Origin of the sequence: Bacteroides sp. 90-K9/2, assembly GCF_047310725.1 — a bacterium.
Classification (GTDB): domain Bacteria; phylum Bacteroidota; class Bacteroidia; order Bacteroidales; family Bacteroidaceae; genus Bacteroides; species Bacteroides vicugnae.
Genome location: NZ_JBCGVL010000002.1, coordinates 417,489 through 431,510, shown reverse-complemented (window position 1 = coordinate 431,510; position 14,022 = coordinate 417,489). Strand labels below are relative to the sequence as shown.

Annotated in this window: 12 protein-coding genes; 10 read left to right on the top strand and 2 right to left on the bottom strand. The window is 45.7% G+C overall.

What is annotated here, in order from left to right; translation table 11 throughout:
• Positions 1-47 precede the first annotated feature (47 nt).
• Entirely contained in the window at positions 48-827 is a 780-nt protein-coding gene (locus AAHJ11_RS09080; RefSeq protein ID WP_148367827.1) for a LytR/AlgR family response regulator transcription factor, read from the bottom strand.
• Positions 824-2,875: a histidine kinase gene (locus AAHJ11_RS09075; protein WP_148367826.1), complete on the bottom strand. Its 2,052-nt coding sequence runs from the start codon at positions 2,873-2,875 to the stop codon at positions 824-826. Before AAHJ11_RS09075 ends, AAHJ11_RS09080 begins: the two co-directional genes overlap by 4 nt.
• 124 nt (positions 2,876-2,999) lie before the next feature.
• Between AAHJ11_RS09075 and AAHJ11_RS09070 the strand changes: the two genes are divergently transcribed.
• From AAHJ11_RS09070 to AAHJ11_RS09025, 10 genes are all read left to right on the top strand, one after another.
• A complete protein-coding gene (locus AAHJ11_RS09070; RefSeq protein WP_004296704.1) occupies positions 3,000-3,905 on the top strand; it encodes a serine O-acetyltransferase in 906 nt (301 codons plus the stop codon).
• 16 nt (positions 3,906-3,921) lie between these two features.
• Positions 3,922-5,361: a THUMP domain-containing class I SAM-dependent RNA methyltransferase gene (locus AAHJ11_RS09065; protein ID WP_234131742.1), complete on the top strand. Its 1,440-nt coding sequence runs from the start codon at positions 3,922-3,924 to the stop codon at positions 5,359-5,361.
• A gap of 149 nt (positions 5,362-5,510) precedes the next feature.
• A complete protein-coding gene (locus tag AAHJ11_RS09060) occupies positions 5,511-6,074 on the top strand; it encodes an ORF6N domain-containing protein (protein WP_148367824.1) in 564 nt (187 codons plus the stop codon).
• 14 nt (positions 6,075-6,088) lie between these two features.
• Positions 6,089-8,287: a DPP IV N-terminal domain-containing protein gene (locus AAHJ11_RS09055; protein ID WP_413579400.1), complete on the top strand. Its 2,199-nt coding sequence runs from the start codon at positions 6,089-6,091 to the stop codon at positions 8,285-8,287.
• Between the two features lie 65 nt (positions 8,288-8,352).
• Entirely contained in the window at positions 8,353-9,627 is a 1,275-nt protein-coding gene (purD, locus tag AAHJ11_RS09050) for a phosphoribosylamine--glycine ligase (RefSeq protein WP_195649660.1), read from the top strand.
• A gap of 236 nt (positions 9,628-9,863) precedes the next feature.
• On the top strand, positions 9,864-10,874 hold the full coding sequence (locus tag AAHJ11_RS09045) for a hypothetical protein (protein ID WP_413579398.1): 1,011 nt from the start codon (positions 9,864-9,866) through the stop codon (positions 10,872-10,874).
• Complete coding sequence (locus AAHJ11_RS09040) at positions 10,859-11,338, top strand: YqaA family protein (protein WP_117610918.1); 480 nt, start codon at positions 10,859-10,861, stop codon at positions 11,336-11,338. The genes AAHJ11_RS09045 and AAHJ11_RS09040 overlap by 16 nt, the downstream gene beginning before the upstream one ends.
• 66 nt (positions 11,339-11,404) lie before the next feature.
• Positions 11,405-12,151: a tRNA (5-methylaminomethyl-2-thiouridine)(34)-methyltransferase MnmD gene (gene mnmD / locus AAHJ11_RS09035; RefSeq protein WP_320975049.1), complete on the top strand. Its 747-nt coding sequence runs from the start codon at positions 11,405-11,407 to the stop codon at positions 12,149-12,151.
• 44 nt (positions 12,152-12,195) lie between these two features.
• The gene (locus AAHJ11_RS09030; RefSeq protein ID WP_074559799.1) at positions 12,196-13,125 is read left to right on the top strand and encodes a metal ABC transporter solute-binding protein, Zn/Mn family; all 930 of its coding nucleotides are present in this window, start codon (positions 12,196-12,198) and stop codon (positions 13,123-13,125) included.
• Between the two features lie 37 nt (positions 13,126-13,162).
• Positions 13,163-13,984: a metal ABC transporter ATP-binding protein gene (locus AAHJ11_RS09025; protein WP_413579396.1), complete on the top strand. Its 822-nt coding sequence runs from the start codon at positions 13,163-13,165 to the stop codon at positions 13,982-13,984.
• Positions 13,985-14,022 lie beyond the last annotated feature (38 nt).

Genomic DNA, 14,022 nt, shown 5'->3' with positions numbered 1-14,022 from the left:
GCCGCTTCTGCTGAAGAAGTGGCGTATTTCATAATATGAGGTCTACATTACAAAACGAAGAAACGCTCTTGCAGTTCTTTTAGATAACTTCGGGAAATAATCAGATCATTCTTATCGTGAAAAGGCGGATAGAGTTGACAGCATTTACCATCAATCATTGCCAGATAATTAACATTTACAATAGCAGATTGGCTAATCTGTACGAAAGCTTGTGAATAACTGATAATATCTTCTGCTTTTGTATTCCGCTTCAAGTTCAGACAAGTTTGATTAAACAAGACCACCTGCCATTGACGTTTGTCTTTCAGATATTCAAAAAAGCCGATTTCCTCCAGTCGCAAAAGCTTGAAACCTGTCACTGTGCTAATCATAAACATGCCTTGCTGGGGCATCAATGCACTAATAGAAGAAGCAAAAGAAGGCAAAAGAGGAAGCGAAGTAGAGGTCATAGCCTTCCGGTAACGGTCTATAATTACTTTCAGGTCTTCCGCTTCAAAAGGCTTCAGCAGGAAGTCGAAAGCCGACTCACGCAACGCCTGAAGCAAGTATTTGTCATAAGAGGTGTAAAATACGACCTTCATATCCCACAAAATATCCTCCCTTATTTCACTTAATAGATTGAGTCCCAACGTATCCGGAAGTTCCACATCAAGAAACAATAAGTCCGGATGCAACTCCATAATCATCTTTTTACCCTTTGCACCATTCCCTGCGATTCCTTTTACTTCAAATTCACGATAGGGCTCCAATTCCCGGCGCAAAGCATCAATCGCTGTACGTTCATCGTCAACGATAACTACCTTATACTTATCTTCTGTATCCATCATAAATCATAAGAAAAATGAAACGGGATATATACCGACACTTCCGTACCGGTTTGTCCATCGCTTCTGTTGGTTATATCAAAACGTATTTTATCACTCTTATTCTTTGTATTCAATAATTGAACGGTCTGATACAACACTTTCAATCCTGTACCAGTACCCCGTGTGGCGGAAACCACCTGCGGGAGATACCCTCGTCCGTTGTCGGTAACCGTTATGCGAATCCCATTTGTTTCACGGGAAACATATACCATTAGCTCCTTTTTTCCGTCCTTTCCCGCCAGCCCATGTTTAATTGCATTCTCCACCGGAATTTGCACAATCATAGATGGAATCATGATGCGGGCTGCCTCTAATTCGTCCTCCACCGTAATTGTTGCGACAAAATCTTCTCCAACACGCCCACGTTCCAGTTCGATATATGTACGCACGAAATCCAGTTCGTCTTGCAAAGACACGCTCAATTTCTCGGTAAGTTCGAGGCTACGACGGAGATATTTCACCAGTTCCATCAGATTATGTTTCACCTCTTCCGAGCCGTTAAACTGGTTGATTTCACGTCCCAGTACATTAAAAGTAAAATGAGGAGAAATCCGGCTTCTCAAATTCTCCATGCGGACACGGTTGATTTGCTGGAAGAAACGCTGGCGAAGAAACTCCCTTTTTTTACGCATATACCAGACAACTACCACTACCCCTGCCACAAGCAACACGCAGACAAGTACCCAGATAGATACGCTCAATTTGAGCACTCTCATCTCTGCCGCCTGCCGCTGAATCTTCATTTCCTTACGAAGCACTATCGTATCCTGCCGGTAACGCATATCCAATTCGGCAACACGCATCTGTATCCGTTCGCTCCGAATGGAATCGTCCAGATGGCGATCGCGTTTCAGGTATTCATAGGCACGACGGTAATCACCGGTATGCTCAAAATAATGTTGCAGATACTGATTGCGTATAGTCAGCATATTGGCGTCAAGATGCCCCACAGGAGCAGTCCGGGCAATCATAGTCTTCGCTTGAGCTATATTTCCTTTCTTTAATGCCAGTTCAATCATCTGGGTTTCAATGTAATGAACGGCCGAATTATGCTGTATATCGGAGAAAAAACGATAACTTTCGTCCAGGCAGATCTGTGCGGAGTCCAGTTTGTCAGTCAACAAATACAATTCTCCCAGGTTTACTTTGATAAAATTCTGTTCAAATACCATCTGCGGATAAGAAGATACGAGTGCATTGGCCTTGCGCATATATTTCAAAGCCTCCTGATAGTCTTTCCGGTAATAATAATGGTTGCCGCGATTGTTGAGATAAGTCCATTGCTCGCTCACATTCATTTCATTGAAAAACTGTCCGGCCAATTCATAGTAATGATTGGATAAATCGAAATCACGCAGTTCCATGTAAGTCTGCCCCAATCCGTAGTAAACAGGAAATTTCGTGTGCTCGGACAAGTTCAAAGAATCGCAGAGAAAGAGGGCGCGCCGGTAATACGAAGCAGTGTGCGCCAAGTCACTGCGATGCAGATAGGCATCAGCGATATTGATACAAATATCCGGAAGCAGATGCAGTTTTTTTCCTTTCAGGCGATATCCGTAGGCTTTCTTATAGTCGATAATTGCAGAATCGGGACGGTTCAGCTGCATCCACACATTGCCTTCGATATTATAGACATCGGACAATACATCATTCCATCGTGGAGATTGGAGAGATTCAGAAGATTGGGAAGCATTGCGGGAAAATTCTTTTACCCGGCGGTTGTAATAGAGTATAGAATCAAAATCGGAAGAGACAAAAAATGTTTTCCCGTAAAGGGCGAGCAGACGATAATAAACCAAGGAATCTTGCGTCTGCGTCAGTGCCTCAAGCAGTTGTGAGCGGGAATAATGCACATTGGAAAACAACGAATCCTGCACACGAACTTCCAAAGAATCAACCAAAACCTGTTCGCACGAAGAGCTATTGTGATGTCTATCAGCGTATCCGCAACTTAACAACACCAACAGTCCCAACAGCGCAAATAGTCTCATAGCAGTCCTCTGATTCATCAGTCCCCTTTATATATGTCATGTTTTGAATGTGACAAAAATACATTATTTATCCTGAATCCCAGCGAATTTTATTATTTTTTTTAATACCTTTGTCCCCATATAAATATGAGCAACTGACCTAATGAGTCCACTGAACTTCACCCACATTTTGACACAGGCAGTCGATGAGCTATCGGAAAGCGAATCTTATAAAGGACTGTTTCATCAGCACAAAGATGGCGAACCACTGCCCTCTGCAAAAGTCTTGTATGAAATTATTGAGCTTTCACGCTCCATTCTTTTCCCCGGATATTACGGAAATTCTACGATTAACAGCCGGACTATCAATTATCACATCGGTGTAAACATTGAAAAATTGTTTGATTTACTTTGTGAGCAAATCCTGGCCGGATTATGTTTTAGTACTTCCATAGAGGGGAAATGTAACGTCTGCTCCGACTCGAAACGGGAAGAAGCTGCGCGTCTTGCCGCTAAATTCATCAGTAAGTTACCTGCCATGAGAAGGATACTGGCAACAGATGTGGAAGCCGCCTACAACGGTGACCCGGCTGCCGAAAGCTACGGAGAGGTCATATTCTGTTATCCGGCCATTAAAGCGATCAGCAATTACCGTATCGCGCATGAATTGCTGGAACTGGGTGTTCCTCTGATTCCCCGTATCATCACGGAGATGGCACATAGCGAAACGGGAATCGATATCCACCCGGCCGCCAAGATTGGCACTCACTTCACCATCGACCATGGAACGGGTGTCGTAATCGGTGCCACGAGTATCATCGGAAATAACGTCAAACTATATCAGGGTGTCACACTGGGAGCCAAGAGTTTCCCGCTGGATGCCGACGGAAAACCAATCAAGGGAATCCCCCGCCATCCGATCTTGGAAGACAATGTGATTGTTTATTCCAATGCCACTATCCTGGGAAGAATCACCATCGGGCGTGATGCAACCGTAGGCGGTAATATCTGGGTAACGGAAAACGTGCCCGCAGGAGCAAGAATCGTACAAACTAAAGCAAAAAAATAAAATCAAAAAAATCTATATGAGCGAACAATTCGAGATGATAGCCAAGACTTTCCAGGGACTGGAAGAGATACTTGCAGAAGAACTGACAGCATTAGGAGCCAACGACATTCAAATAGGACGTCGTATGGTTTCATTCACAGGAGATAAACGTATGATGTACAAGGCAAATTTCTGCCTACGCACCGCCATCCGTATCCTGAAACCCATCAAGAACTTTACGGCCAAAGATGCTGACGAGGTTTACAATCAAATACAGGCTATTCCATGGGAAGAATATCTCGATGTGAACAAGACATTTGCTATCGACGCAGTAGTATTCAGTGAGGAGTTCCGCCATTCGAAATTCGTTTCGTACAAGGTGAAAGATGCGATTGTGGACTACTTCCGCGAGAAAACGGGTAAACGTCCGTCGGTACGCATCAACAATCCGGATGTACTTCTGAACATTCATATTGCACAGACTACCTGTACTTTGTCTTTGGACTCGTCCGGAGAATCACTTCACCGTCGCGGTTATCGCCAAGAAGCGGTAGAAGCTCCGTTGAATGAGGTATTGGCTGCCGGCATGATTTTAATGACCGGATGGCGTGGAGAATGTGATCTGATCGATCCGATGTGTGGTTCGGGCACGATCCCTATAGAAGCCGCACTGATCGCTAAGAATATCGCTCCGGGAGTATTCCGCAAAGGATTTGCTTTCGAAAAATGGGTGGATTTCGATGCGGATATGTTCGATGAGATTTACAATGACGACAGTCAGGAGCGTGAATTTACTCATAAGATTTATGGGTATGACAACAATCCGAAAGCGAATGAAATTGCTACTCACAATATAAAAGCTGCCGGTGTATCGAAAGATATCGTGCTGAAACTGCAACCGTTCCAGCAGTTCGAACAGCCGCAGGAGAAGTCGATTATCATCACCAATCCTCCTTATGGGGAACGTATCTCTACGAATGATTTGCTCGGTCTTTACCAGATGATCGGCGAACGCCTGAAACACGCATTTGTAGGAAACGAAGCATGGGTGCTTTCTTATCGGGAAGAGTGTTTCGACCAGATTGGCTTGAAGGCAAGCCAGAAGGTTCCTTTGTTCAATGGACCGTTAGAGTGTGAATTCCGCAAATATGAGATTTTTGACGGAAAATATAAAGAGTTCAAGAGCCAGGAAGAGGGCGAAGAGAAGAAAGAGGGTGAAGGTGAACAGGCTCCAAGATTCAGAGAAAAAAAAGAGTTTAAGCCACGTCGCGAAGGTGAATTCAAACCACGCCGGGATGGTGAGTCCAGACCTCGCAGAGAGGGAGAATACAAGCCACGCAGAGAAGGTAGCGACTTCAAAGGCGGCGACAGAGATAGAAAGCCACGGGGAGAATTCCGCGGAGGAAGAGATTCGAGAGGGCCAAGAGAATTTAGGGGGAACCGGGAGCCGAGGATTCCGAAGAAGGAAGAGGAATAATTGATTCATAATTAAGAACAATCCACAACACCATATATCTACTAACGCACTGATACTCAATATGATGTTGCAAATTACGACCTCAAGTTTGAACAACAATAATGTTAAGTAATAGGCGTAGATAGTAAACCAAAAAGTTAGACTAGAAAATGAATGAATTAGTCATTATAGAAAATAAGATATATGAAATCAGGGGACAAAAGGTTATGCTTGACTTTGATTTGGCAGAAATGTATGAGATTGAAACAAAGAACCTGAAACGAACAGTAAAAAGGAATATAAATCGTTTTCCTGCGGATTTTATGTTTCAGCTTACAAAATCAGAAGCTAACTTACTGATAAACAATATAAGGTGCCAAAATGGCACCTTAGAAATAAACTGGTTTAGATATCAGCCCTATGCCTTTACCGAACAAGGAGTCGCAATGCTATCAGGTCTTTTAAATAGTGAAAAAGCCATCGAAGTCAACATCAACATCATGCGAGCCTTCGTCCACATGCGCCAATACCTGCTCTCCCATGCACCCAAACAGGAATTGGAAGAATTGAGAAAAAGGATTGAATACTTGGAAGAGGACATATCCTCCGACAGAGAAAGCTACGAGAAGCAATTTGACGACCTATTCACCGCTTTTGCCAAATTGAGTGCTGCCATTCAAATAAAGCAGACTCCTTTGGACAGAGTAAAAATAGAAGGATTTAAAAACAAATAATAAAGAAAAGAGCAATGAGTAAAATTGGAAAAAGAGCCATTCTGTTATTATTGGCACTACCAATCGGATTCAATGTTATGGCACAAGAAACCAAAAAACCGACGCTGGAAGAACTGATTCCGGGCGGCGAGAGTTACCGCTATGCAGAAAACCTGTACGGGTTGCAATGGTGGGGCGACGAATGTATCAAGCCAGGAGTAGATACCCTTTATTCAATTCAACCCAAAACCGGGAAAGAAACAATGGTTATCACTCGCGAGCAAATCAACAAAGTGCTTGAAGAAAACAAGGCAGGGAAGTTATCGCATCTGTATTCCGTCCGTTTCCCATGGGCAGACAAGCCACAAATGCTATTCACGATAGCAGGAAAGTTCATTGTATATGATTTCAAGAGCAATCAGGTTGTCAGCACTTTCAAACCAAAGGACGGGGCGAATAATGAGGACTATTGCGCAGCCAGTGGAAATGTGGCTTACACGATAGATAATAATCTATATGTGAATGAGAAAGCAGTAACCAATGAACCCGAAGGCATCGTTTGCGGACAAACAGTGCACCGCAATGAATTCGGTATCAACAAAGGAACTTTCTGGAGTCCGAAAGGTAACCTGCTCGCTTTCTACCGTATGGATGAAAGCATGGTGACACAATACCCGCTTGTAGACATCACTGCGCGCGTAGGCGAAGTGAACAATGTACGCTATCCGATGGCAGGAATGACGAGCCATCAGGTAAAAGTAGGGATTTACAACCCCGCTACCGGCAAAAGCATTTATCTGAATGCAGGCGATCCGACAGACCGTTATTTCACCAATATCAGCTGGGCACCGGATGAAAAGAGCCTCTACCTGATCGAAGTAAACCGCGATCAGAATCATGCCAAACTCTGCCAGTACAATGCAGAAACAGGAGAACCCATGGGAGTTCTCTATGAAGAAATGCACCCTAAATACGTTGAGCCGCAAAACCCCATCGTATTTCTGCCGTGGGACCCTACCAAGTTCATCTATCAAAGTCAGCGTGACGGCTACAATCATCTTTATCTCTTTGAGGCAGATGCAGCAAACAAGAAAGGTGAAACCTATAATAGCGCCAACGGTGGCAGTTATTTCCAAGCCGGTAAAGTGAAACAGTTGACCAAAGGTAACTGGCTGGTCAGCGAAATCCTGGGATTCAACACAAAGCGTAAAGAGATCATTTTCACTGCCATAGAAGGTTTGAGAAGTGGACATTTTGCAGTAAACGTAAGTAATGGAAAGATAAGCCATCCGTTCGAAAATTGCAAGGAGAGCGAACATAGCGGAGCACTTAGTGCTTCCGGTACATACCTTATCGACCGTTATTCCACCAAAGACCAACCCCGCATCATCAATCTGGTAGACACCAAAAACTTCAAAGAAACAGTCAACCTGCTGACAGCTGAAAATCCTTACGACGGATACCAGATGCCAAGCATCGAAACCGGAACAATCAAAGCCGCAGACGGCACTACCGACCTGCATTACCGCCTGATGAAGCCGGCAAACTTCGATCCGGCTAAGAAATATCCCGTCATCGTATACGTCTACGGAGGTCCTCACGCGCAATGCGTCACCGGAGGATGGCAGAACGGCGCACGCGGATGGGACACCTACATGGCAGGCAAAGGCTATATCATGTTCACCATCGACAATCGCGGTAGCAGCAACCGCGGACTAACATTTGAAAATGCCACCTTCCGCCGTCTCGGTATCGAAGAAGGCAAAGACCAAGTGAAAGGCGTTGAATTCCTGAAATCCCTCCCCTATGTAGACAGCGAACGCATCGGCGTACACGGATGGAGTTTCGGAGGCCACATGACTACCGCCCTGATGCTCCGTTACCCGGAGATATTCAAAGTAGGCGTTGCCGGAGGTCCGGTAATCGACTGGGGGTACTATGAAATAATGTACGGCGAACGCTATATGGACACACCGGAAAGCAATCCGGAAGGCTACAAAGAATGTAACCTGAAGAATCTTGCCGGCCAACTGAAAGGTCACCTGCTGATTATTCACGACGATCATGACGATACCTGCGTGCCACAGCACACCCTGTCGTTTATGAAAGCCTGTGTAGATGCCCGCACTTATCCCGACCTGTTTATCTACCCGTGCCACAAGCACAACGTAGCAGGCCGCGACCGTGTACATCTGCACGAGAAAATCACCCGGTACTTTGAGCAGAATTTATAAAACCTGCAAAGTCCACCGCATCCATACGAATCATATATAACAGTATAACTTATAATAGCACAAAGATGAAGATATTATTACTAGGCTCGGGCGGCCGCGAACATGCACTGGCATGGAAAATTGCCCAAAGTCCGAAAGTTGAAAAACTGTACATTGCTCCGGGAAATGCCGGAACAACTGCCGTAGGCGAGAATGTCAACATCAAAGCAACTGATTTTGAAGCCATCAGCGCTTTCGCTCTGAAAGAGAACATTCAAATGGTAGTAGTAGGCCCCGAAGATCCGTTGGTAAAAGGAATCTACGACTACTTCCAGAACCGTCCGGAGCTAAAGCATATCGCCGTTATCGGCCCTTCGGCTCAAGGAGCAGAACTGGAAGGAAGCAAGGAGTTTGCCAAAGGCTTCATGATGCGCCACGACATCCCGACAGCCCGCTACAAAAGCATCACTTCCGCAAACCTCGAAGAAGGTCTTGCTTTCCTCGAAACGCTGGAAGCTCCCTATGTATTGAAGGCTGATGGTCTTTGTGCCGGAAAAGGAGTTCTCATCCTCCCTACGCTAGACGAAGCGAAGAAGGAATTGAAAGAAATGCTGGGTGGCATGTTCGGCTCTGCATCGGCAACCGTTGTAATCGAAGAGTTCCTAAGCGGTATCGAATGTTCTGTATTCGTACTGACAGACGGAGAACACTATAAAGTCCTCCCCGTAGCCAAAGATTACAAACGCATCGGTGAAGGCGATAAAGGACTGAATACAGGCGGTATGGGTAGCGTAACCCCCGTCCCGTTTGCCGATGAAGTGTATATGGAGAAAGTTCGCACCCGCATCATTGAGCCGACCATCAACGGCCTGAAAGAAGAAAATATCACCTACAAAGGCTTCATCTTCCTCGGTCTCATCAAGGTGAAAGGTGAACCGATGGTGATCGAATACAACGTCCGCATGGGCGACCCGGAAACAGAAAGCGTGATGCTTCGCATTCAAAGCGACTTCGTAGAACTGCTTGAAGGCACTGCCGCAGGCAACCTGAACGAAAAAACACTGGTGATGGACCCGCGTTCGGCAGGCTGTGTCATCCTTGTCAGCGGAGGTTATCCCGAAGCCTACGAAAAAGGATTCCCTATCAGCGGACTGGAACAGGCTGCCGCTACCGACAGCATCATTTTCCATGCCGGAACAGCAATGAAAGACGGACAAGTAGTGACGAACGGAGGACGTGTGATTGCCGTTTGCTCTTACGGTGCAACGAAAGAAGAGGCACTGGCACAGAGCTACAAAGTGGCAGACATGATCGACTTCGACAAGAAGTATTTCCGCCGCGATATCGGATTCGATTTGTAATTCAAGTTTCGCACGCAAGTAGCCTTATTCCGCATAGCGCTGAACATCATTGACTTGTCAAGCATTAATAGTTGAGTTATCAAGTATTAATAGTTTAGACGACAATTGTTAATACTTGAGGAATCAAGTATTAACAGCTGACAGGATGGTTGTCAACATCGAGCATGCAGGATATTAATATCCAGAATATCAACCGAATGTACCTATAGAATCAAGAGATAACAAGTAATAAACTCATGAGAAATAAAAGACTACAAAGTCAAGTGACGGCAGGACGGTGGACCCTGCCTGCCGTTATCTTTATCTGCGCCCTGTGCTGGGTGTTGACTTACTTTTTATTTCCCAATTCCATAGCCTCAACCGTACTCGAAGGCAGCCCTTCTGCCTGGCAACCCACCCGTGATTTTCTGCTTCCGGGATGGGCAGACCGGATTGTCAGCTTCCTGATTTATGCAACCATCGGCTACTTTCTGATAGAGTTGAACAATCAGTTCAGCATTATCCGTATGAGGGCATCCATGCAGACGGCTATCTATTTCCTGCTGGTCACCGTCTGCCCGAAAATGCATTTCCTATATACAGGAGATATTGTTGCCCTGGGCTTTCTCATTTCCATTTATTTTCTGTTTAAAAGCTACCAGCAAACTCAAGCTGCGGGTTATTTATTCTATTCCTTCTTCTTTATCGGAGCAGGAAGTATTCTGTTCCCACAGTTCACCATCCTCTCGGTGCTTTGGTTGCTCGAAGCCTACCGTTTCCAGTCGCTCACTCCGCGTAGTTTCTGCGGTGCGCTGCTCGGATGGATGCTGCCATACTGGATGTTGTTCGGACACGCCTTCTTCTACAACGAGATGGAGTTGTTCTACCACCCTTTCAATCAGCTACTAACTTTCGGGGAATTCTTCAACCTGCAAATCCTCCAGCCTTGGGAACTGGCAATACTCGGCTATCTGTTGGTGATGTTCATCGTCAGTGCCGTCCACTGCATCGCTGCCGGATTTGAGGATAAGATACGTACACGCGCCTATCTCCAATTCTTGATAGACCTGACGATTTTCCTGTTCCTGCTGATTGCCCTGCAACCGATATATTGCAGTGCCCTATTGCCTTTGCTTATCATAAGCAACAGCATCCTGATCGGACATTTCTTTGTACTGACCAATAGTAAAAGTTCGAATGTGTTTTTCATCCTTTCATTGGTCGGTCTCATCCTCTTATTCGCTTTTAATATATGGACGCTTTTATAGATTCAACGATACAACTCCTCATAGAATGGGGACTCCCGGGATTATTCATCTCGGCTTTACTGGCTGGGAGCATCGTGCCTTTCAGTTCCGAACTGGTACTGGTGGCACTGGTGAAACTCGGTCTGCCCCCGATAGCCTGTCTGATCTCCGCCACTTTGGGCAACACAGTAGGCGGAATGACCTGCTACTACATGGGGCGTCTGGGCAAAATCAGCTGGATTGAGAAATATTTCAAGGTAAAGAAAGAGAAAGTAGACAAAATGGTGAAATTCCTGCAAGGAAAAGGAGCATTGATGGCCTTCTTCACCTTTCTTCCCGCCATTGGGGAAGTGATAGCCATTGCACTGGGATTTATGCGAAGCAACACATGGCTCACCATCGTTTCCATGTTTGTCGGCAAACTGATACGCTATATCCTCCTCCTGTATGTGCTCGAAAGTGCCTGGGATGCTATGGCAGGATAAGAAATAAGTATTAGGTAGTAAGTATAAAGTATTAGACGTTAGGCAGTAAGTATTAGAGATTGTATGATGAAAAGGATTATTGAGAAAACCGATGACGGGAGTGCTACCCTGTTTGTTCCGGAATTGAATGAACATTATCATTCAACGAAAGGGGCACGCACGGAGTCTCAACATATTTTCATCGATATGGGACTTAAAGCCTCTTCCGCCACTACTCCGCGTATTCTTGAAATCGGCTTCGGGACAGGACTAAACGCCTGGCTCACCCTGGAAGAAGCAGAAAGAAGCAGACGGAATATACACTATACAGGATTGGAACTCTATCCGCTGGAATGGCAGACGATAGAGCAACTAGGATATATCTCCAATGATGAACAATTAACAACGACCGACCGGCAACAACCGGCCATCGAATTGTTTAAGCAACTTCATACATCACCTTGGGAGAAAGATGTGCAACTCACTCCACACTTCACCCTACGGAAAGTAGAGACAGACGTTAATAAATGGGTTGAAAACAGAGAACAGACAATAAGCAATGTCAATGATAGCGTAACCAACGCTGAATCACCTGCCCTGAATCCTTCATTTAACCTCATTTACTTCGATGCCTTTGCACCGGAAAAGCAGCCGGAAATGTGGTCGCAAGAACTATTCAACCGCCTCTACGTTTTATTAGATAGAGACGGCATCCTGACCACTTACTGCGCCAAAGGTGTCGTCCGCCGGATGTTACAGACAGCCGGATTCACAGTAGAACGCCTGCCCGGACCTCCGGGTGGTAAACGGGAAATATTACGGGCCCGGAAATAAGAATAGGAACAAGATAAGAAAGAAACCCCGAAATAGAAGAAGTCATGAAAAAACAACTAAAAGATATGAGAACCCTTTTCCTCCTTAGTGCCTGCCTCCTAATGGCAGCCTGCACAGGACGCTCTTCCCAAGCAGGCAACGATGACGAAGCAAAACCGGTGATTACCGTCACCCTGGAACCGCAACGTTATTTCACGGAAGCTATTGCCGGAGATAAATTTAAAGTAGTCAGCATGGTCCCCAAAGGTTCCAGCCCGGAAACTTATGATCCTGTCCCCCAACAACTTGTTTCTCTGGGAGACAGCAAAGCTTATTTCCGCATCGGATACATCGGCTTCGAACAGACCTGGATGGATCGTTTAATGAACAATACCCCCCATATCCAAGTGTTCGACACCTCCAAAGGGATCGACCTCATACTCAACAATGATGATCACGACCACACCCACGGACATAACAGCCACGACGGACATATCCACGCCGTAGAGCCGCACGTATGGAATTCCACCGGTAATGCTTTAATCATTGCAGGAAACACTTACAAAGCCCTTAGCCAACTGGATAAGGCAAATGAAGTATACTACAGAAACCGTTACGATTCGCTCTGCCAGCGCATCCAGCACACCGACAGCCTGATTCGCCGTCAACTCTCCGTTCCCGAAGCAGCCAAAGCCTTCATGATTTATCATCCGGCCCTCTCCTACTTCGCCCGCGACTACGGATTGCATCAGATTTCCATCGAAGAAGGAGGCAAAGAACCTTCTCCCGCCCATCTGAAAGCCTTGATAGACCTGTGTCAGGCAGAAGATGTACGCGTTATCTTTGTGCAACCGGAATTTGACAAACGCAATGCGGAAACCATCGCACAGCAAACCGGAACGAAAGTGATCCCTATCAATCCGCTAAGTTACGACTGGGAAGAAGAAATGCTGAATGTAGCCAAAGCCCTTGCGCCACAGGCTGCAACAAAATAAACGTATAAAGAAAGAACCCATCAAGCCATTTCCAACGATGAAACCAATAATCGAAATAAAGAATCTTTCTGCCGGATATGACGGCCGCACTGTTCTTCACGATGTTAATCTAAGCATCTACGAACGGGATTTTCTAGGTATTATAGGTCCGAACGGAGGCGGCAAAACAACGCTTATAAAGTGCATCCTCGGTCTGTTGAAGCCAACGGGAGGGGAAATTATATTCCATACACCTGAAGAGACCCCTGAAGAGACTTCTGCAAAACCATCTGCCAAAAGTTCCCGGCAAAGTTCTTCCGCAAAATCCTCTCCCCTCCTCGGTTATCTGCCTCAATACAGCACCATAGACCGGAAGTTTCCTATTTCCGTGGAAGAAGTGATTCTATCCGGATTGAGCATACAAAAATCGCTCACTTCGCGATTCACTCCCGAACAGAAAGAGAAAGGCAAACAGATTATTTCCCGCATGGGGCTCGAAGGCCTCGAACACCGTTCTATCGGCCAATTAAGCGGCGGACAACTGCAACGTGCCCTGTTGGGACGCGCCATCATCTCCGACCCTGCGGTATTGATTCTCGATGAGCCCAGCACGTATATCGACAAGCGTTTCGAAGCGCGTCTTTATGAGTTATTGGCTGAGATCAATAAAGAGTGTGCCATCATCCTTGTCAGCCATGATATCGGCACTGTGTTGCAGCAGGTGAAATCCATCGCTTGTGTCAACGAAACGCTGGATTACCATCCGGATACAGGCGTCACTACCGAATGGCTGGAAAGGAACTTCAACTGCCCTATCGAGCTATTGGGACACGGTACATTGCCTCACCGGGTTTTAGGAGAGCATCATCACCATCATTAAACATAGACTTTATATAGATATCCGGCTATCTTGTTTTA

Excerpts from the sequence above, each read along its gene's own strand:
- AAHJ11_RS09080 (WP_148367827.1), bottom strand. The coding sequence starts at position 827 with ATGATGGATACAGAAGATAAGTATAAGGTAGTTATCGTTGACGATGAA.
- AAHJ11_RS09075 (WP_148367826.1), bottom strand. The coding sequence starts at position 2,875 with ATGAATCAGAGGACTGCTATGAGACTATTTGCGCTGTTGGGACTGTTG.
- AAHJ11_RS09070 (WP_004296704.1), top strand. The coding sequence starts at position 3,000 with ATGAGTCCACTGAACTTCACCCACATTTTGACACAGGCAGTCGATGAG.
- AAHJ11_RS09065 (WP_234131742.1), top strand. The coding sequence starts at position 3,922 with ATGAGCGAACAATTCGAGATGATAGCCAAGACTTTCCAGGGACTGGAA.
- AAHJ11_RS09060 (WP_148367824.1), top strand. The coding sequence starts at position 5,511 with ATGAATGAATTAGTCATTATAGAAAATAAGATATATGAAATCAGGGGA.
- AAHJ11_RS09055 (WP_413579400.1), top strand. The coding sequence starts at position 6,089 with ATGAGTAAAATTGGAAAAAGAGCCATTCTGTTATTATTGGCACTACCA.
- purD (WP_195649660.1), top strand. The coding sequence starts at position 8,353 with ATGAAGATATTATTACTAGGCTCGGGCGGCCGCGAACATGCACTGGCA.
- AAHJ11_RS09045 (WP_413579398.1), top strand. The coding sequence starts at position 9,864 with ATGAGAAATAAAAGACTACAAAGTCAAGTGACGGCAGGACGGTGGACC.
- AAHJ11_RS09040 (WP_117610918.1), top strand. The coding sequence starts at position 10,859 with ATGGACGCTTTTATAGATTCAACGATACAACTCCTCATAGAATGGGGA.
- mnmD (WP_320975049.1), top strand. The coding sequence starts at position 11,405 with ATGAAAAGGATTATTGAGAAAACCGATGACGGGAGTGCTACCCTGTTT.
- AAHJ11_RS09030 (WP_074559799.1), top strand. The coding sequence starts at position 12,196 with ATGAAAAAACAACTAAAAGATATGAGAACCCTTTTCCTCCTTAGTGCC.
- AAHJ11_RS09025 (WP_413579396.1), top strand. The coding sequence starts at position 13,163 with ATGAAACCAATAATCGAAATAAAGAATCTTTCTGCCGGATATGACGGC.